Here is a 20,027-nt window from a genome sequence, read left to right as displayed (position 1 = left end):
CCGTCTAGCATTCCGTTGTGATGGTGGGCACGCTTCGCTTTGCCCACCCTACGAATTCTCCGGTCGCCCTGTCCCATCATTCAGCCAACACGCCACCTGATGTCCTTCACCCGCCTCCACCAGCGCTGGCCGCTCCGCCTTGCAGCGGTCCATGACATAGCGGCAGCGGGTGTGGAAGGCACATCCCGAGGGTGGGTTGATCGGGCTCGGGACGTCGCCGTCGACCATGGGCGCAAGGCGCTTTGCCTTGGGATCAGCGATCGGGACTGACGCCAGCAGCGCTTGCGTATACGGATGCCGCGGGTTGGCGAACAATTCCGACTTGTCCGCGATTTCGACAATGCGTCCGAGATACATCACGGCAACGCGATGGCTGATATGGGCGACGACGGCGAGATCATGGGCGATGAACAGGTAGGAAAAATCGTTCTTGCGCTGCAGGTCGATCAACAGGTTGATCACCTGCGCCTGGATCGAGACGTCGAGCGCCGAGACCGGTTCGTCGCACACGATCAGGCTCGGCCCGAGCGACAGTGCGCGTGCAATGCAGATGCGCTGCCGCTGGCCGCCGGAGAATTGGTGCGGGTAGTTCTTCATCTGATCGGGCCGCAATCCCACCTGCGCGAACAGTTCCGCGACGCGTTCTTGCTGCGCGCGGCCGGTTGCCAGCCCATGCACGGCGAGTGGCTCGCCGACGATATCGCCCGCGGTCATGCGCGGATTGAGCGAGGCGAACGGATCCTGGAATACGATCTGCATGGAGCGACGGTGCGGCCGCATCTCGGCCTTGCTGAGCCCGGTGATGTCGGTGCCGTTCAGCTTGATGGCGCCGCTGGACGGCTCCACCAGCCGTAGCACGCTGCGCGCGACCGTCGATTTACCGCAGCCGGATTCGCCGACCAGCCCGAGCGTCTCGCCTTTGGCGACCGAGAAGCTGACACCGTCGACTGCATGCACGGTGCCGACGCGCCGGCGCAGGACGCCGCCGCGCACCGCGTAATGCTTGACGAGATCGGTGACTTCAAGGAGGGGGCGTTGGTCGCTCATGGCGCGCCTGCCAATTCGGTTGCGCGCCAGCATGCCGCGAGATGATTGGCATCGACTTCCTGCAGCGGTGGATACTCGGCGCGGCATCGGTCCACGGCAAGGCGGCAGCGCGGTGCAAAGGCGCAGCCTGGCGGCAAGTTGGTCAACGACGGCACCATGCCGGGAATCTCATTCAGCCGCGCATCGGTCTTGGCACCGAACGAGATCACCGCGGGCATCGAGGCCATCAGCCCGCGCGTGTAGGGATGCTTTGGATTTTCGAACAGGTCCTCTACCGTCGCTTCCTCGACCTTCTTGCCGGCATACATCACGATGACGCGCTGCGCGGTCTGCGCCACCACGCCGAGATCGTGCGTGATCAGGATCAAGCCGGTGCCGAGCCTCTTTTGTAGATCGACGATCAGCGCCAGGATTTGCGCCTGGATCGTCACGTCGAGCGCTGTAGTCGGCTCGTCCGCAATCAACAGCGCCGGCCGGCACGCCAGGGCCATCGCGATCATCGCGCGCTGCCGCATGCCGCCGGAGAGCTGGTGCGGATATTCCTGCGCACGGCGTTCCGGCTCGGGGATGCGGACCAGGCGCAACATCTCGACCGCCTTGGCCCAGGCCTCCTTCGCGGTCATTTCCTGGTGCAGGCGTAGCACCTCGGTGATCTGGTCGCCAATCCGCATCACCGGATTGAGCGAGGTCATCGGCTCCTGAAAGATCATCGAGATCCGATTGCCGCGGATGTCGCGCATCTCGGCCTCGTCGAGGCTGAGCAGATCGGTGCCTTCCAGCGTCACCGAGCCGCCGACCACGCGGCCCGGCGGGTCCGGCACCAGCCGCATCACCGACAGCGCGGTCACGCTTTTGCCGCAGCCGGATTCGCCGACGATCGCGAGCGTCTCGCCGCGGCGCACGGTGAACGAGACGTCGTCGACCGCGCGGAACAGCCCGGAATTGGTGAAGAACACCGTCTGCAGGTTCTTCACTTCGAGAATAGTGTCGTCCTTGCGCGCCTCGCTCATCAGCCGCGCTGCCTCGGATCGAGGATGTCACGGAGCGCGTCGCCGAACAGATTGGTGCCGAATACCGCAAGGGAGATGGCGACGCCCGGGAAAATCACCAGCCACGGCGCGGTGCGGACATATTCGGCCGCGGACTCTGACAGCATGCGGCCCCACGACGGATAGGGCTCGGGAATGCCGAGGCCGAGGAACGACAGCGAGGCCTCGGTGAGGATGGTGGAGCCGAGCTGCGCGGTCGCCAGCACGATCAAGGGCGCGAGCGTGTTCGGCAGCACGTGGCGGAGCGCGATGCGGGTCTCGCTCATGCCGATCGATTTTGCGGCCTCGACGAAGGGCTGCTCGCGCAGCGCCAGCGTATTGGCGCGGATCACGCGGGCGACCGTCGGGATCAACGGGATCGCGATCGCGATGATCACGTTCGGCAGCGATGGCCCCAGCGCCGCGGTCATCACCAGCGCCAGCACCAGCAAGGGCAGGGCCTGCAGAACGTCGGTGACCCGCTGGAACAGCAGATCGACCCAGCCGGACAGATAGCCGGATACGAGGCCGACGATGACGCCGATCGACGATCCGAGCGCGGTGGCGCCGATACCGACGGCGAGCGAGATGCGCGCGCCGTGAATGATCCGGCTCCAGACGTCACGGCCGAACGAATCGGTTCCCATCCAGTGCGCTGCGCTCGGCGCCGCCAGCCGCTGCGCCGAATCGACGCTGAGCGGGTCATAGCGGGCGATCAGGTCGGCCGAGATCGCCATCCAGACGAACATCACCATGATAACAAGGCCGATCGTGCCGAGCAGATAACGTTGCGCCAGGAACACCAGCCGGCGCCAGCCATGCGTCGAATGGGCGCCGGCCCGCCTCAACTCGCTTTCGAAGTTAATCGTGGTCACGCGGCTAGTCTCCATACCGGATGCGCGGATCGATCGCGGCGTAAAGCATGTCGACGGTGAAGTTCGCGACCACCACGACCACGGCGATCAGCATCACGAGATTCTGCACGATCGGGTAATCGCGCCAGCGCAGCGCCTCGACCAGGAAGCGGGCCACACCTGGAATATTGAACACGGTTTCGGTGACGATCAGCCCGCCGATCAGGAACGCCGCCTCGATGCCGATCACGGTGATAACAGGGAGAATGGCGTTCTTCAGCGCGTGGCGATAATTGACCGATGCCTCCGAGGCACCCTTGGCGCGCGCGGTGCGGATATAATCCTGCCGCAGAATTTCGAGCATCGAGGAACGCGTGATCCGCATGGTCAGCGCGGCGCTGCGAAAACCGACCGCCATCGCCGGAACGGCATAGATCGCGAAAGCCTCAGTCCAGGTTGCCGGGTTCGGATTGTAGATGGGCATGTGACCGAACAGGGAAACCGACGCCATCAGGATCAGCAGTCCAAGCCAGAACGAAGGCAGCGACAGGCCGCTCAGGCTGACGACACGGAGCGTATAGTCCAGCCGCGAGCCTTGGTGGACTGCGCTGAGAACGCCTAAGGGAATGCCGATCGAGGCCGAGAACAACAGCGCCAGCGCCGCCAGCCGGGCGGTGATCGGAATGCGCGGCAGGATCTCCTGCAACGCCGGCTTTTCCGAGACGTAGGAATAGCCGAGATCGCCGTGCAGCAGCCCGCCGATCCAGTTCAGATATTGCTGGTAGATCGGCAGGTTGAGGCCGAGTTCCTTTTCCAGGTTGGCCTTGTCGGTGGGATCGACGAAGCCGGCGGCGTCGAACAGGATGTCGACGATGTTGCCGGGGACGACCCGCAGCAACACGAAGATGATGATCGATATCCCTATCAGGGTCACGAGCATCAAGGCGAGGCGTCGCACGATATAAGCAAACACCCGGCTACTCTCCCTGACCCATCCGCCAGAGCCCCTTCGGTTCTGATAAATCAGAACCGGGCTCTCGTTTTTTGTTTTGACGCGTTTTCTTCACGCGAACCGGGATCCACTTCGCTTGAAAACGCTATCGCGATTGGACGTTACTTGTCCATCCAGACGTCTTCGTAACGGTAGCCGTTGTAGGAGCTGTTCACCATGATGGTGATGCCCTTGACATAAGGCTGCCAGCACGAGCCCTGGCGGGCGTGCAAGATGATCGGCCGCGCCACGTCTTCCTGCAGCTTCTTGTCGATCTCCCAGACCAACTTCTTGCGCTTGGCGACATCCTTCTCCATCGACTGCTCGTCGAACAGCTTCTCGATTTCCCTGTTGCAGTAGTTGGTATAGTTGCGCTCCGAGCCGCAAGAATAGTTTTCGTAGAATGACTGGTCGGGATCGTCGACCGCATTGCCGGTGAGGTTGAGGCCGAGCGAGTAATCCTTGCGGGCGACCTTCGGGAACCATTGTGCGGTATCAACGACGTCGAGATCGCCGTCGATATAGATGCTCTTCATCTGATCGATCAGGATGACGGCGGGATCGCGGTAGATCGGGATGTTGCGCGTGGCGACCTTGACGGCGAGGCGCTTGTCCGGTCCATAGCCTGCCTTCTGCATCAGCTTGCGCGCCTCTTCCCGATTGGCGTTGACGTCGAGACCGTAACCCGGAATCGATTCCAGCATTTCCTTCGGCATCGCCCACAAGCCGCCCGGTGCGGGGAGCATGGTGCCGCCGATGTCGGCCTGTCCCTCGTACAGTATCGAGACGAAGGCCTTGCGGTCGAGCACCAGTGCCAGCGCGCGGCGAATGTCGATATTGTCGAACGGCGGGGCGGACGAGTTGACGATGATGTTGGTCGAGACGTTGACTGGCTCGACCACGCACACTGCGTTCGGTGCCTGCGACTTGACCTCCTTCAAGAGCGGGATTGACACTTCGGTCGGGAAAGTCATGTCGAATTTCCCGGAGACAAATCCGAGAATGGCCGTCGAACGGTTCGTGATGATGGTGAACTCGATGCCGTCGAGGTGCGGCAGACCCTTCTTGAAGTAGTCGGGATTCTTGGTGAGCTTGATCGATTCGTTGGCCTTGAACTCGACGAATTTGAACGGGCCGGTGCCGACCGGCTTGGTACGCATGTCGGCCGGGGAGACGTGGCAGGGGTAAACCGGAGTGTAGCCGGAGGCGAGTAACGACAACAACGCCGGCTGCGGCCGCTTCAGGCTGAACGATGCCTCGAAATCGCCGCTTGTCGTCACGTCCTCGACCTGGTTGTACCAGGACTTTCGCGGGTTCTGGCGAAACTTCTGTTGCGACTTGCCCATCAGCATGTCGAACGTGCATTTGACGTCGGCTGAGGTGAACGGCTTGCCGTCATGCCACTTGACGCCCTGCTTCAATTTGAAAGTGAGTTTCTTGCCGTCGTCGCTCCAGGCCCAGCTCTCCGCCAGATCCGGGACGATGGAGTCTGCGCTGTTCTGCGCGACGTCCTGCTTGAACATGACCAGGTTGTTGAAAACCGGCATAAAGGGAACGTTGATCGAGAAGGTCGCGCCTTCGTGGATCGAGGCGCTGCCCGGACTGTCGCGATGATAGACTCTGAGGATGCCGCCCTGTTTCGGTTCGCCGGCCGATGCAACATCATAAGCCGGCAGCAGCAACAACGCCGCGGCAGCAAGCGCATAAACGCTCCGCATGATCCCCTCCCACATTTTGCTCGGTCTCGAAACGGCCGATTGCATCAGACGATAGCATGACCGCGCGTCCGGGCAACCGGCCAGGACGATGCACAGATCGGCAATTCGAACTAATCGAAATCCGCGGGGCGGAACATGCGCGCCAACACGGCCGTTCGCTGCGAAAGCGGCAGATTCGTTGCAGCGTAGCCGTTATGTTGCGGCTTGCGCTGGAATGTCTCGCCGGATGATGCACCGCACCACCAGATGTCGCGACGTCTGTGTTCGAGTTCGCCATCTCACATCGTCGCATGCTCACACGATCCGCGAGGTCTTGTTGCCCCAATAGCGATCGCGCAACAGGCGCTTGTAGAGCTTGCCGGTCGGCAGCCGCGGCAGTTCGGCCTCGAAATCGATCGAGCGCGGCACTTTCTGGCGCGACAGCGACTGGCTGCAGAAGGCGATCAGTTCGTCGGCCAGTTCCTGTCCCGGCGAAACACCCGGCATCGGCTGTACCACCGCCTTCACTTCCTCGCCGAGGTCGGGATTCGGCACCCCGAACACTGCGGCGTCGGCGATCTTGGGGTGAGTGATCAGGAGGTTCTCGCATTCCTGCGGGTAGATGTTGACGCCGCCGGAGATGATCATGAAGGTCGCGCGATCAGTCAGGTAGAGAAATCCGTCCTCGTCGACATAGCCGACGTCGCCGACCGTGCTCATGCTGCCATCGGGCGAGCGGGCCTCCTTGGTCTTGGCCGGGTCGTTGAAATATTCAAACGGAGTTGCGGTCTTGAACCACACCGTGCCGGGCGTGCCGACGGGGCAGGGTTGCATGTTCTCGTCGAGAATATGGAGGTCGCCGAGCAGCACCCGGCCGACGGTGCCACGGTGTGCCAGCCATTCCTCGCTGTTGCAGGCGGTGAAGCCGAGCCCTTCGGTGGCGCCGTAATATTCATGGATGATCGGTCCCCACCATTTGATGATGTCGTCCTTCACCGCAGCAGGGCAGGGCGCGGCGGCGTGGATCGCGATCTCAAGCGATGAGAGGTCGTAACGCTTGCGGACATCCTCCGGCAGCTTCAGTATGCGCGAGAACATCGTCGGCACAAGCTGGGTGTGGGTGATGCCCCATCTTTGAACCAGTTCCAGATATCTTTCCGGATCAAAACTTTCCATGATGATGACAGTGCCGCCGGCGCGGATCGTCAAATTGACCGCCGCCTGCGGCGCCGAATGGTACAGCGGTGCGGGCGAAAGGTAGACCATGCCTTCGCGGTAGTGCCAGACGCCGTGCAGGAAATCGAAAATCGCCAGGTTCTGAAGCGGAGGTTGTTCGGGCAGCGGCCGCAGGATGCCCTTGGGTCGGCCGGTGGTGCCGGACGAATAGAGCATCGCGGTGCCGATGCATTCGTCCGATATCGGCGTCTTCGGCAGGCCTGACGTCGCCTGCTCAAGCCCGACGATACGGTCGCTCTCGCCGTCGCCGTCTGCGACAATGCATAATTCGACATTGGGGCATTCCTTCAGCGCCTCGCGGGCGACGTCGAGCTTTGCCTTCGAGGTGATGAGAATGCGCGACTGGCTGTTGGTGAGGATGTAGGCGAGTTCGCCCGCGGTCAGGTAGGAGTTCACGCAGGTATAATAAAGCCCGCTCCGTTCGCCGGCGCCGCAGGCCTCGAGGTAGCGGCTGTTGTTCTCCATGAAGATCGAATAGTGGTCGAGGCGCTTGAGTCCGCGGTTGCGAAACAAGTGCGCCAGCCGGTTCGTGCGCGCCTCCAGTTCACGATAGGTTACGGCCTCTCCGGTGGAAGCCATGATGAAGGCGGGTTGCAGCGGACGAAGATGAGCATGTGTGCCGGTGTACATGTTGGCTTCGGTCTCCTTACGCGGTCATGTCCAGAATCTCGCGCACCTGCGCCGGTCCCTCGATCTTGCGCGGATTGCGTGGCACCCAGGGCGTTGCCATCGCTTGTTGCGCGATGCGGTCGAAATGCTCAGGCGCAACCTTGACCTCGCGCAGGCTGCGCGGCATGCCGAGGTTGCGAATGAAGCGGTCGAGCACGTCGCCGGCGTCATCGTTCGGATGGCCCATGGCGGCTCCAACCAACGCCTGACGTTCGGCATTGGCTGACTTGTTCCAGCGCATCACCGACGGCAGCATCACGCAGGAGGTGTAGCCGTGTGGCACGCCGAATTCGGCGCCGAGCACGTAGCCGATGCCATGGCTGGCGCCCATCGGCACGCCGGAAGCGAGCGGCCCGGTCGAAAGCCAGGTCCCGATCTGGCAATCCATTCGCGCCTCGACGTCGCCGGCCGCGGCCTTCACCCGCGGCAGTGCCCGCGCCAGCATCGATAGGCCCCTCAGCGCCTGCGCGTCGCCATATGGGTGAGCCTCGCGCGAGCAGATGCCTTCGACGCAATGGTCGACGGCGCGGATGCCGGTCGACAGCCACAGCCATTCCGGTGTGTGCTGGGCAAGCCAGGGGTCGAGAATCACGGCGCGTGGCATTGTCAGCGGATGGCGCAGTGCCTCCTTGACCTTCGTCTTCTCGTTGGTGACGCCGGCCGTGGAGGAGAATTCGCCGCCGGCGATCGTCGTCGGCACGCTGATCTGGCGCACCGTCGGCGCGGCAAGTTGCGGTGAGCCGCCGCGGCCGGCCTTGATCCGGTCGATGTCATCTGCGCTGCGGATATCGTTGGCGAGGCAGAGCTGCACGGCCTTGGCGCCGTCGGTGATCGAACCGCCGCCGATCGTGACGATGAGATCGGCATCCGCTGCGCGGGCCTGTTCGCTGGCGGCGATCACGGCCGAGCGCGGCGTGTGCGGCGGCATCGCGTCGAACGTGCCGACGCAACGCGGTCCCAGCGCACGGCGGATGGTGTCGATCACATCGGTTTCGCGGTTGAGCGTGCCGCTGACCATCAGGAAGGCGCGCCTCGTGCCGAGCCGATCCAACTGCGCGACAAGCGCCTCGGACGCTGGCCGCCCGAACACGACCTCGTCCATGGCGCCGAATACGACACGCCCTCTGTGCACGCTTGTCCTCCCCGGACATTTTTTCTGGCCCTTGTGGTGGGCCTTGCGGCGAGGTTAGCCGAGGAAATCGGCGACGTCATGCCCGGAGACGATACTGCTTGCGGACAGTCTCGCCCCGCAAGCGGTCGGCTCCCTCCCCCCTTGCGGGTGTTCAGACCGGAGACATGGTGGACGGGTGTTCGGAGACATCGTGGACACTTTCGAGAGCGAGCTTCGCTCGCCTCGAGGGCGGGGCGTGCGAGACGTCTTTGCGCGATGTCACGTTTTCGTCATCAGGCGGCGATTAGCTGGACCATGCGTCGCGACGGTTCCGCTTTCATCGCAGTGCGAAAACGCGAAAATCCGCGTTGCGAAGAGCGTTGACTACACCTGCATAACGATTGTGCTTGATCCCAGCCGGTTCTTGACGAGACTGGGAACCAATCACATCTGTGGCCTCCGCCACTAAGTTCCACGGCAAGCTTTTTCCATCAATCAGGATGTTGAGGATGCAGGGGGAGATGGGATTGAGCACGACTGAGCCATTGAAACGTCCGGCTGCGACAAGCCGTGATGGTCACTCACTTCGCGGTCTCAAATGGTTGCCCCCATTGCTCGCGCTTGCGCTGTCTGCCTGTGGCGACAAGCCGCCGCAACAGCCGGCTGCGGCGGCGCCATCGGTCACGGTCTCGCAGCCGGTGAAACGTACCGTCACCGATTGGGATGAATTCACCGGCCGCTTCGAGGCAATCCAGGAGGTCCAGGTTCGCGCCCGCGTCGGCGGGTTCGTGACCAGCGTCGAATTCCGCGACGGCGCGATCGTGCGCTCAGGCGATCTGCTGTACGTGATCGACGCGCGTCCGTTCGAGGCGGTCGCCGAACAGGCCGATGGGCAGTTGTCCGATGCGCGCGCGAGAGCGGAGCTCGCCAAGCGCGAACTCGACCGCGCGCTGACATTGAATCAAACCCAGGCGGTGTCCGATTCCGTCGTGGACCAGCGCCGCCAGACCCTGCAGGCGGCGCGCGCCGCGGAGATGCAGGCCGAAGGCGCACTCAAGGCCGCCAAGCTCAACATCGAGTTCACCCATGTGATGGCGCCGATCACCGGCCGCGTCAGCCGCCATCTCGTGACGCCTGGCAATCTCGTGCAGGGCTCCGAGGGCGGCGCCACGCTGCTCACCTCGATCGTCTCGCTCGACCCGATCTACATCTATTTCGATGTCGACGAGGCGACTTACTTACGAAACAGCCGGCTCTGGTTCGAAGGCAGGCGGCCGAGTTCGCGCGACACGCCGAACCCGGTCCAGGTGACGCTGACCGGCGAGACCAAGCCCTCGCATGAGGGCAAGATGGATTTCCTCGATAACCGCCTGGACGTCTCGACGGGTACGTTGCGCAGCCGCGCCGTGATCCCGAACAAGGATCTCTCGATCCTACCCGGACAGTTCGGCCGCGTCCGGATCGTCGGCAGCGGGCCTTATGAGGCGCTGCTGCTGCCGGACACGGCTGTCGCGACCGACCAGTCGCGCAAGATCGTTTTTGTCGTCAAGGACGACAATACGGTCGAGGCGAAGCCGGTGACGCTCGGACCGCTCGACGAAGGCCTGCGCGTGATCCGTGAGGGCTTGAAGCCGGAAGACCGCGTCATTATCGACGGCCTGCAACGGGCACGGGTGGGGGCAAAGGTCAGCCCACAGCCGGGCGACATCAAGCCGGCCGGTGCCAAGACATGAATCTCGGCCGCCTCTCCATCAACCAGCCCATCCTGGCGATGGTGTTGTCGATCGTGCTTCTGATCGTCGGCGCGATCGCCTACACCACGCTGCCGGTCTCCGAATATCCGCAAGTGGTGCCGCCGACGGTGACGGTCACCACGCAATATCCCGGCGCCTCCGCACAAACCGTGTCCGACACCGTCGCCGCTCCGATCGAGCAGGAGATCAACGGCGTCGAGGACATGCTGTATCTCTACAGCCAGGCCACCTCGAACGGGCAGTTGACGATCACGGTCACCTTCAAGCTCGGCACCGATCTCGACAAGGCCCAGGTGCTGGTGCAGAACCGCGTCGCGATCGCGCAGCCGCGGTTGCCCGAAGAGGTGCAGCGCAACGGCGTCATTACCCGCAAGAACAGCCCCGACATCCTGATGGTCGTGTTCATGCTGTCGCCGGACGACACGTTCGACCAGCTCTACATCTCCAACTACGCGCTGTTGCAGGTCCGCGACGAGTTGCTTCGGCTCGACGGCGTCGGTGACATTCAGATCTTCGGCGCGCGCGACTATTCGATGCGGCTGTGGCTCGACCCCGACAAGATCTCTACGCTCGGCCTGACGGCGGGCGAGGTGGTGGCGGCGATCCGCTCGCAAAACGTGCAGATCGCGGGCGGTCAGATCGCGGAGCCGCCGATCGGCGACCGCGCCTTTTCGCCGAATCTCACCTTTACCGGCCGTCTGAAAGACCCGAAACAATTCGAGGAGATCGTGGTCAAGGCCGGTGCCGACGGGCGCACGGTCAAGCTGCGCGATGTCGCGCGGATCGAACTTGGTGCTTTGGCGTATTCGACCAACAGTTTTCTGCTGCGCAAATCCGCGGTCGCCATGCTGGTGACGCAGCGGCCGGGCTCGAATGCGCTGGCGACGGCCGAGAATATTTCCAAGACGATGGAGAAACTGAAGGCGAGCTTCCCGAAGGGACTCGACTACAACATCGGCTACAACCCGACCGAATTCATCGCGCAGTCCGTCAGCGAGCTGATCAAGACGATCTACGAGGCGATGGCGCTGGTCGTGATCGTGGTGCTGGTATTTTTGCAAGGCTGGCGCCCGGCGATCATCCCGATTATCGCGATTCCGGTTTCGCTGGTCGGCACCTTTGCGGTGATGGCGGCGCTCGGGTTCTCGATCAACAATCTGACGCTGTTCGGCCTTGTGCTGGCGGTCGGCATCGTGGTCGACGACGCGATCGTGGTGGTCGAAAACGTCGAGCGTCACCTCGAACATGGCATGAGCCGGCGCGACGCCGCGCTCCGCACCATGCAGGAGGTCGGCAGCGCTCTGGTGTCGATCGCGCTGGTTCTGTGCGCCGTGTTCGTGCCGACCGCGTTCCTTGGCGGCATCTCCGGGCAGTTCTTCCAGCAGTTCGCCGTCACCATTGCGGTCGCGACCGCGATTTCCTGCTTCTGTTCGCTGACGCTGTCGCCGGCGCTGGCCTCGTTGATCCTGCAGCCGCACGAAGACAAGAGGCCGCCGGCGCGCTGGAATTTCATCGCCCGCGGCTGGGGCGCCTTTACTGGCGTGTTCAATCGCGGCTTCGATCGGTTGGCGCATGGCTATGCCAGCACCGCCGATTTCGTGATCCGGCATTCGGTGGTGATGTTGCTGGTGTACGTGGCGCTGATCGGCGGCGCCGGATGGCTGTTGATGACGACGCCGCAAGGCTTCATTCCGGCGCAGGACCGTGGCTACGTCATCGTCTCCGTGCAATTGCCGGGCGCCGCCTCGCTGGCGCGAACGACCGAAGTGGTCAGGGAGATCGAAAAGATCGCACTGGATACGCCGGGCGTCGTTCGCGCGCCGGCCTTCGCCGGCTTCTCGGGCGCAACCCGGACGCAGGCGAGCAACGCCGCGGCACTGTTTCCAGTGTTTGACGACCCGGCGGCCAGGGCGAAGAAGGGACTTTCGTCCGCCTCGATTGCGAACGAATTGCGCAAGCGGCTGGCAAGCATCCAGGGCGCCTTCATCATCGTGATTCCGCCGCCCGCGGTGCCCGGCATCGGCACCGGCGGCGGCTTCACCATGCGGATCCAGGACCGCCAGGGCCGTGGCTCGGAAATGCTCGCGGCCACGACCGACGAATTGATCGGTGCCGCGCGCAAGGCACCCGGACTGACCCAGGTGTTCTCCACCTTTGCCGCCAACACGCCGCAACTGTTCGTCGACATCGACCGCGTCAAGGCGCAGAAGCTCGGCGTGCCGATCGCCAATATCAACGATACGATCCAGACCTATTTCGGCTCGTCCTATATCAACGACTTCAACCTGTTCGGCCGCACCTACCGCGTCACGGCGCAGGCCGACCTGCCGTTCCGCAAGGAGACGTCCGATCTCTCACGCCTGCGCACCCGCAATGCCGCCGGCGACATGGTGATGCTCGGCAGCGTTGTGAGCTTCAGCGACATCTCCGGTCCCGACCGCGTCGCGCGCTACAATCTCTATCCCGCATCCGAACTGCAGGGCGATACGTTGCCCGGGACTAGTTCGGCGACCGCAATCGAGACCATGAAGAAGCTGGCCGAGGAAACGTTGCCGAGCGGCTTCTCGTTCGAATGGACCGATCTGTCCTATCAGCAGGTCACCGGCGGCCAAGCCGGCCTCCTCGTGTTCCCGATCTGCGTGCTGTTCGTGTATCTGGTGCTGGCGGCGCAGTATGGCTCGTGGAGCCTGCCGTTTGCAGTCATCCTGATCGTGCCGATGTGCCTGCTCGCCGCCACCGTCGGCGTGCGCATCATGGGACAGGACGTCAACATCCTGACTCAGATCGGCTTCGTGGTGCTGGTCGGGCTGGCGGCCAAGAACGCCATTCTCATCGTCGAGTTCGCGCGCGACATCGAGCTCGAGGGCAAAGCGCGGCTGGAGGCCGTGATCGAAGCCTGCCGGTTGCGGTTGCGACCGATCCTGATGACGTCATTCGCTTTCATTCTCGGCGTGCTGCCGCTGGTGATCTCGTCGGGCTCGGGCTCGGAGATGCGGCAGGCGGTGGGCGTCGCCGTGTTCTTCGGCATGATTGGCGTCACGCTGTTCGGCCTGGTGTTCACGCCGATCTTCTACGTCATCGTGCGCAACCTCGCCGAAGGCAAGGGTAAGAAGCCGACGGCGGTGTGAGTGCGGCAGGTCCATTCACCACGGTCGTCATTCCGGGGCGCGCGAAGCGCGAACTATGATGTGCAATTGCACATCTGAGAATCCATCTCACCACAGGTTATGCGGGCCAATGGATTCCGGGTTCGCGCTTTGCGCGCCCCGGAATGACGGAGGAAGTCTGGCGCGTCCAGCTTCACAAGTTCCCCAATACTTTTGGCTGATCTGAAATGCATGGGCACTCGTGGGGTTATTGAATAGTGTTGCCAGGTTCCTCTGACAAAAAGTTCCGGGAGAAAAGAATGAAGTCGGGATTGTTGGCCGCCGTTGCGGCAGTTGGTCTTTTGCTCGCCGCGCCGGCGTCGGCGCAGGGCGTCAAGATCGGCATTCTGAACGACCAGTCCGGGGTCTACGCCGATTACGGCGGCAAGTGGTCGTTCGAGGCGGCCAAGATGGCGATCGAGGATTTTGGCGGCGAGGTGCTCGGCCACAAGATCGAAATCGTCTCCGCCGACCATCAAAACAAGCCGGATCTCGCCACCGCGATCGCGCGACGCTGGTATGAGGTCGAGGGCGTCGACATGATCACGGAGCTGACGACCTCTTCGGTTGCGCTCGCGATTCACGATCTCTCCAGGCAGATGAAGAAGATCGACATCGTCGTGGGTGCTGCGACCTCGCGCCTCACCGGCGACGCCTGCCAGCCTTACGGCTTCCATTGGGCCTACGACACCCACGCGCTCGCCTACGGCACCGGCGGTGCGCTGGTGGAATCCGGCGGCGATAGCTGGTTCTTCATGACCGCCGACTACGCCTTCGGCCACGCGCTGGAAAAAGACACCGGCGATTTCGTCAGGGCGAAGGGCGGCAAGGTGCTCGGCGCGGTCCGCATTCCCCTGAACTCGTCGGACTTCTCTTCCTTCCTGCTGCAGGCGCAGAGTTCGAAAGCCAAGATCATCGGCCTTGCCAATGCCGGCCTCGACACCACCAACTCGATCAAGCAGGCGGCGGAATTCGGCATCGTCAAGAGCGGCCAGAAGCTCGCCGGCCTGTTGCTGACGCTGGCCGAAGTTCACGGCCTCGGCCTCGACGCCGCCCAGGGCTTGGTGCTGACCGAAGGCTACTACTGGGACCGCGACGCCAAGAGCCGCAACCTCGCCGAACGCTTCTTCAAGCGCACCGGCCGCATGCCGAACATGATCCAGGCCGGCACCTATTCGGCGACGCTGCAATACCTCAAGGCAGTCAAGGCCGCGGGCACCAAGGATACCGAGGCGGTGGCGAAGAAGCTGAAGGAGCTCCCGGTCGACGACGATTTTGCGCAAGGCGGCAAGGTGCTGGAAAACGGCCGCATGGTGCACGACCTCTATCTGTTCGAGGTCAAGAAGCCGTCCGAATCGAAGAAGCCGTGGGACTACTACAAGCAGCTCGCCGTGGTGCCGGGCGACAAGGCGTTCCCGGCGGCAAAGGATTCCGGCTGCCCGCTGGTGAAGTGATTCCAACTAGCGTGCCCCGGACGCGGTGCAGCGTCTCTTCGACGGTGCACCGCAGAGCCGGGGCCCACCCTGGCTGGCATGGACCCCGGACCAGCAGCGCACCGCAAGAGCGCTGCGCAGCATCCGGGGAACGCTGGCCGGCATTCGCGCGCTCCCTCACTGCACCAGCCGCCACAGGATCGCGCCGAATGCGCCGACCCACAGCGCGATCGTCGTCAGCGCCTGAGTCGCAAAGCCGGGGCTGCGTTGTGGGACCGACTTGGCGTAGCCGAATATGTAGAGAATGCGACCGACGACCCAGACCAGCCCCAGCGCAGCGGCGATGCCGTCGCTGATATAGATCGCGAACAGCCATAGCGCCGGCAAAAACATCGGCAGCCATTCCAGCGTGTTCATCTGCGCGCGAAACACGCGCTCGAAATCTTCATTGCCCGAGATCGCCGGCAGCTTGACGCCGAATTTGCCGCGCGCCTGTGCCACACGAACGGACGAATAGAAGTAGACCAGGATCGCCAGCAAGCTGACGAGCGCGGTGAGATGATACATCGCTGAGACTCCCCTGTTTCGTGCGCGCGCTTAATAGCCCGTCATTTCCAGATAGCCCACCCCCGTGTGGCTGCCTGCGAAGCGAATCGGGCCTTCCCAATAGGGGAAGCTCGTGCCCATCCAGCTCCGGGGATTGAGCGGCGTGCACTCGATCTTGAGCGCCTTGCTCGGAACCTCGATGCGCCATGTGGTCGGAATTTTTCGCGCCCCAATCTCGGTGAACGCGAGCGGCGTCATGGCGATATCCGCGGAGGCGAGTTGCTCGGCCGTGCCGTCGGGCGCGATCCATTTGCCCGAGCCATAATGCTGGCCGTCGGTCTGGCGCATCCGGTACAGCATCAATTTGTCGCCGGCGTTGAAATGCAGCGAGAGCCAGTCCCATCCGCTTTGATCCGCGGCGAGCGGCTGGCTGCTCCACTCGCGATCGAGCCAGGCCGTGCCGGTGACGTCGATAGGCCTGTCGTCAATGGTGAGGATGCCCGTCGCCGCATAATGCGGCTGGCTGTAGTAATAGGAGGCCTGTTCGCGCAGCGATTTGCGGCTGTAGCCGCCATCGCCCTGCAGCACCAGCGGCCGATCCGCATCCAGGCGCAGCGTGTAGCTGAAGTCGGCGCCCGATGCTTTCAGTTCCAGCGCGATATTGTCGTCATTCACGGAATCGAGGGCGCGCATCTCCCAGGCATCGATCCAGGCGTGAAACGGGTTGGCCTCGACGCCGGCCTGGCCGACACCGCCGCGCGCGAACGTCTGGCTGAAGCGATGGGCATCTTCGCGCGTGACGGCGGCATGGCCCATCCATATCTGCTGGTTGGCCCAGCCCTGCTGCGGCCCGCCTGGCGCGATCGCCTGGCGAAACAGCGTCCATTGGGCGCCGTAGGCCGCTCCGCGTACGTCAGTGAGATTGGCCGTCACATACCACCACTCGACGCGGAATTCCGGGTGCGGTCCGTGGTCGGCGGGAAAAGCAAATGTCCTGCCCGGCACGACCGGTGCAAATCCATCCGCGCTTTCGCCAAGACCGGCAAAGCCCTGCGCGAGTGCCTCGCCGCCGAATCCGGCTAAGAGTGTGCCGCCAATGAAACCGCGGCGGGTAATGAGGCCGCTACCGCTCATTGGCAAAGATCCTGATCAGGCTGGTCGGCTGCATGCGCGCCAGTCTGATGACGGGGAGCGCTGAGGCCGCAACCGCCGCCGTCATCGCGACGCCGGTGAGCCAGAGCAATTGCATCGGAAAGACATGAAACGGCAACCGCCAACCGAACGCCTTGACGTTGACGATCGCGAGCAGGCACCACGCGACCAGCAAACCCAGCGGAAGCGCAAAGATGGTGGTGATGAGCGCCACCGAGGTCGTCTTCAGCAGTTCGATGGCCGCGAGCCGCCGCCGCGTAACGCCGATCGCCCATAATGGGGCCAGTTGCGGCAGGCGGGAATTGGCAAGCGTCAAGAGGCTCGTCAACAGCGCCACGCCGGCGACGCCGAGCGTAAAGGCGTTCAGCGCCGCCGTGACCGAGAAAGTGCGGTTGAAGATCCGCGTCGATTCCGCCTTCATCGTCGCCTGGTCGGCGACATTGCGATCGTCGAGGCCGAACTTCTCCTGCAGGGCCGAGATCAACGCCGGGATCTTTGGCGGGGCGACCCGCAGTCCCATGCGCGTCAGCGGGATTTCCGGAAAGCGCCGCGTCAGCGCGGCGAAGTTCACCGCGATCTGACTCTTGGGGTTGCCGTAATCGGCATAGATGCCGACCACGTTGAGCGTCCAGTTTCCGCCCGAGGCGGGCACCTCGATACGGTCGCCGAGGGAGAGGTGCAGCCGTCGCGCCAGTTGTTCGCTGACGAGCGCCGCATCGCCGGGGCGAAGCTTGACCCAGGCATCGTCAGTCGATTGCAGCAGCGGCCAGTTGTCGCGATAGGTGGCGTGATCGGACAGGCCCAGCACCTCGAGCGGCGCGCCCGCCAATTGCGTATCGGCGCGGCCACCGGGCAGGATCGCCTCGACCTCGGGGCGTTCGCGCAGCCACGCCTTGATCTCATGTGCCTGCGCGTCGTTGGCGGCGTTTACATAAATTTCTGCCGCGAGCCGCCCGTCCAGCCAGACCAGAAACGTGCGGGAAAAACTCTCGACCATGGTGGAGACGCCGACATTCACCGCCAACGCGAGCAACAGCGCCATCAAAGCGAGCGACAATCCCGACAATTGCTGGCGGCTATCGGCCCAGAACCAGATTCCGAGCGGGGCTCGTGCATAGCGCTGGCCAAGCGACAGCACGATTTCCAGAAACATCGGCAGGATCAGCGCTGCGCCAAGCATCAATGCAGCGAGCACGGCAAAGCCCGAAATCAGGGAATCGCCAAACCACAAAAAGCCGCCAGCCGCTGCGAACGCCGCGAGTGCCAGCGCGCTCTGGTAAGTCAGCCAGCGCCGCTGCGCCTGTTGCCAGGCGAAGGGCTGGGCGGCGGCGAGCAGCGGCAGCCGCAGCGCCTTGGTCAGGCTGGCGGCGGCCGCTGCGAGCGCGCCCAAAATGCTGATGGCGATGCCCGCGATCCACCATTGCGGCTTGAGCGTCAGATATCCCGGAATCTGCGCGCCATAGAGCCCGCGCAGCGATGCGGCGACGTCAGGCAGCAGCGCACCGGCGATGAAGTAACCGCACACGAGTCCGATCAGCCCCGCGGCCAGCGCCAGCGACACCAGCTCAAGCACCAGCACGGCGTTCATCATCCGCGCCGAGACACCGCAGGCGCGCAAGGTGCGTAAGGTCGGCAGCCGCTGCTCGAAGGCGAGCCCGATCGCCGAATTGACGATGAACAGGCCGACAAAGAACGACAGCAACCCGAACGCGGTCAGGTTCAGGTGAAAACTGTCGGTGAGGCGTTCGAGGTCGGTTTCCGCATCGGCTTCGACCAGCCGAAGCTTGTCGCCGGCAACGCTTTCGAGCGGCGGGTGCCGCCCTGTCGCCTTGCCGATCAGGAGCCGCGAAAGTTGGTCCGGCATCTTTAGGAGGTTCTGCGCAATGCCGATGTCGACGACCAGCACGCCGGGCACCAGGTTTGGCTGCACGCGAAGCGGTGGCAGCGGTGCGCCGCCATCGCCCTGTGGGCGGGCGCCCTCCGCGAGCTTGAGGTCGGAAAGCGTTTCCGGTGCCACCAGCATCTCGCCCGGCGGCGTCATGAAGGTTTGCAGGCTGGCTTTGCCGATCGTCGGCGCGTTGCCGACTTCGGCGGGCAGCGTAACGGGTTCGATGCCGAGCAGCCGGAATGACCGTCCCTCGATCTGGATGCGGCCTTCCAGCACCGGCGAGACCGGCCAGCCGGCGCGGCGCAACTCGACAAAAAGTTCTTGCGGAAAGCTTACGCCGTTGCGGGCGACCAGCATGGCGGTGCGCGTACCGCCAAACGTAGCGGCAGCGCGATCGTAGGAGGTGCGCGCCTGCTGATTGAGCGCCTGTACGCCGCTCCATAGCGCGGTCGCCGAGATCAACCCGATCAGCAGGGTCGCCAACTGCATCGGATGACGCCGCCAATGGCTCAGCAGCACGGCCAGCGTCCACAGTGCGCGTTTCACGCGATCACCCCGGCATGGAGGTTGACCTGGCGGTCGAGCGTTGCGGCGAGCCGCGCGCTGTGCGTCACCAACAGAAAACCGCAGCCGCTGCGCGTCACCAGGTCGCGCGCCAGAGCCAGCACTTCGTCCGCCGTGTCCTCGTCGAGATTGCCGGTCGGCTCGTCTGCGAGCAGCAATAGCGGCTTGACCGCCAATGCCCGGCCGATTGCGACGCGTTGTTGCTGACCGCCGGACAATTGCTCGGGATAGCGCTTCAGGAAGCGGCCGAGCCCGAGCCGCTCCACCAGTTCGTGGTGCCAGGCCGCATCGTGACGGCCGGCGATGCGAGCCTGGAAAACGAGGTTGTCTTCCACCGTGAGGCTTGGGACCAGGTTGAATTGCTGAAACACCAGGCCGAGCCGGTCGCGGCGCATTTCCGCCCGGCCGGCATCCGTGAGTTCGGAGACCTGCGCATCTGCCAGCGTGATCTCGCCGCCGTCGGCCGCATCGAGCCCGGCGATCAGGTGCAAGAGCGTGCTCTTGCCGCTGCCGGATTCGCCGGTGAGTGCGACGCTCTCACCGGCAGCGACCGTCAGGTTCACGCCGCGCAGCACCGCGACCTCTTCGCCGGCGGTGCGGTAGCTCTTGGTCAGGCCGGTCACGTGCAGCACGGGGCCGGTCGCACTGGGATTGTATTTAGTCATGCGCGATGATGGACCGATCTGACCATGAAACTCCCCCGACGCGATGGCATGCAACATATCAGGGCACGCGTCCCCGATCACGGCCTCAATCGCGTCGCGCCGCGATCGTGATCCGGTTGTGGCGTGCGCCTGTCGCACCAGCCGGCAGTTGCACGGCGGGCATTTGCGAAAATCGCGGTTGCCTTGCCCGCAAGCCGCCTTGTAGCATTGGAACCGGCCGATCCTACAGAGCCAGCAAAGATAAAC

At 63.7% G+C, this 20,027-nt stretch carries 14 protein-coding genes; 3 read left to right on the top strand and 11 right to left on the bottom strand.

Translation table 11 applies throughout. The annotated features are described in order from the left end of the window. Window positions 1-48 precede the first annotated feature (48 nt). The 7 genes from V1277_RS12345 to V1277_RS12315 all read right to left on the bottom strand — a co-directional run bounded on the left by V1277_RS12345 (window position 49) and on the right by V1277_RS12315 (window position 8,654). Window positions 49-1,047 (bottom strand): ABC transporter ATP-binding protein, encoded by a 999-nt coding sequence (locus tag V1277_RS12345; RefSeq protein ID WP_334372197.1) that lies wholly within the window; start codon window positions 1,045-1,047, stop codon window positions 49-51. After that, on the bottom strand, window positions 1,044-2,057 hold the full coding sequence (locus V1277_RS12340) for an ABC transporter ATP-binding protein (protein WP_334416378.1): 1,014 nt from the start codon (window positions 2,055-2,057) through the stop codon (window positions 1,044-1,046). Before V1277_RS12340 ends, V1277_RS12345 begins: the two co-directional genes overlap by 4 nt. Then, window positions 2,057-2,950 carry an ABC transporter permease gene (locus V1277_RS12335; RefSeq protein ID WP_334416377.1) on the bottom strand — a complete coding sequence of 298 codons (894 nt, stop codon included), beginning with the start codon at window positions 2,948-2,950 and terminating at the stop codon, window positions 2,057-2,059. The genes V1277_RS12340 and V1277_RS12335 overlap by 1 nt, the downstream gene beginning before the upstream one ends. Before the next feature lie 4 nt (window positions 2,951-2,954). Continuing rightward, on the bottom strand, window positions 2,955-3,902 hold the full coding sequence (locus V1277_RS12330; RefSeq protein WP_057841301.1) for an ABC transporter permease: 948 nt from the start codon (window positions 3,900-3,902) through the stop codon (window positions 2,955-2,957). Window positions 3,903-4,042: 140 nt separating this feature from the next. Continuing rightward, window positions 4,043-5,638 carry an ABC transporter substrate-binding protein gene (locus V1277_RS12325; RefSeq protein WP_334416376.1) on the bottom strand — a complete coding sequence of 532 codons (1,596 nt, stop codon included), beginning with the start codon at window positions 5,636-5,638 and terminating at the stop codon, window positions 4,043-4,045. 294 nt (window positions 5,639-5,932) lie between these two features. Then, complete coding sequence (locus V1277_RS12320; protein WP_334416375.1) at window positions 5,933-7,483, bottom strand: AMP-binding protein; 1,551 nt, start codon at window positions 7,481-7,483, stop codon at window positions 5,933-5,935. A 16-nt stretch (window positions 7,484-7,499) separates the two neighbouring features. Further along, window positions 7,500-8,654, bottom strand: coding sequence for an iron-containing alcohol dehydrogenase (locus V1277_RS12315; RefSeq protein ID WP_334416374.1), 1,155 nt, complete (start codon window positions 8,652-8,654; stop codon window positions 7,500-7,502). A gap of 500 nt (window positions 8,655-9,154) precedes the next feature. On the opposite strand from V1277_RS12315, the gene V1277_RS12310 reads away from it, so the two are divergent. From V1277_RS12310 to V1277_RS12300, 3 genes are all read left to right on the top strand, one after another. Continuing rightward, window positions 9,155-10,366 carry an efflux RND transporter periplasmic adaptor subunit gene (locus V1277_RS12310; protein ID WP_442894476.1) on the top strand — a complete coding sequence of 404 codons (1,212 nt, stop codon included), beginning with the start codon at window positions 9,155-9,157 and terminating at the stop codon, window positions 10,364-10,366. Beyond that, window positions 10,363-13,515, top strand: coding sequence for an efflux RND transporter permease subunit (locus tag V1277_RS12305; RefSeq protein ID WP_334416373.1), 3,153 nt, complete (start codon window positions 10,363-10,365; stop codon window positions 13,513-13,515). Before V1277_RS12310 ends, V1277_RS12305 begins: the two co-directional genes overlap by 4 nt. A 278-nt stretch (window positions 13,516-13,793) precedes the next feature. Further along, complete coding sequence (locus tag V1277_RS12300; RefSeq protein ID WP_334416372.1) at window positions 13,794-14,987, top strand: ABC transporter substrate-binding protein; 1,194 nt, start codon at window positions 13,794-13,796, stop codon at window positions 14,985-14,987. Between the two features lie 156 nt (window positions 14,988-15,143). Here the strand turns inward: V1277_RS12300 and V1277_RS12295 are convergent, their stop codons facing one another. The 4 genes from V1277_RS12295 to V1277_RS12280 are packed head-to-tail and all read right to left on the bottom strand — an operon-like array spanning window position 15,144 to window position 19,781. Then, window positions 15,144-15,533, bottom strand: coding sequence for an MAPEG family protein (locus V1277_RS12295; protein ID WP_334416371.1), 390 nt, complete (start codon window positions 15,531-15,533; stop codon window positions 15,144-15,146). Between the two features lie 30 nt (window positions 15,534-15,563). Continuing rightward, window positions 15,564-16,646, bottom strand: a complete 1,083-nt coding sequence (locus V1277_RS12290; protein WP_334416370.1) for a lipocalin-like domain-containing protein — start codon at window positions 16,644-16,646, stop codon at window positions 15,564-15,566. Then, on the bottom strand, window positions 16,636-19,098 hold the full coding sequence (locus tag V1277_RS12285; protein WP_334416369.1) for an ABC transporter permease: 2,463 nt from the start codon (window positions 19,096-19,098) through the stop codon (window positions 16,636-16,638). The genes V1277_RS12290 and V1277_RS12285 overlap by 11 nt, the downstream gene beginning before the upstream one ends. Beyond that, entirely contained in the window at window positions 19,095-19,781 is a 687-nt protein-coding gene (locus tag V1277_RS12280; RefSeq protein ID WP_334420353.1) for an ABC transporter ATP-binding protein, read from the bottom strand. Before V1277_RS12280 ends, V1277_RS12285 begins: the two co-directional genes overlap by 4 nt. Window positions 19,782-20,027 lie beyond the last annotated feature (246 nt).

This window comes from Bradyrhizobium sp. AZCC 1588, assembly GCF_036924735.1.
Classification (GTDB): domain Bacteria; phylum Pseudomonadota; class Alphaproteobacteria; order Rhizobiales; family Xanthobacteraceae; genus Bradyrhizobium.
The sequence above is the reverse complement of the archived record's forward strand: the minus strand, read 5'-3'. Positions and strand labels throughout refer to the sequence as shown.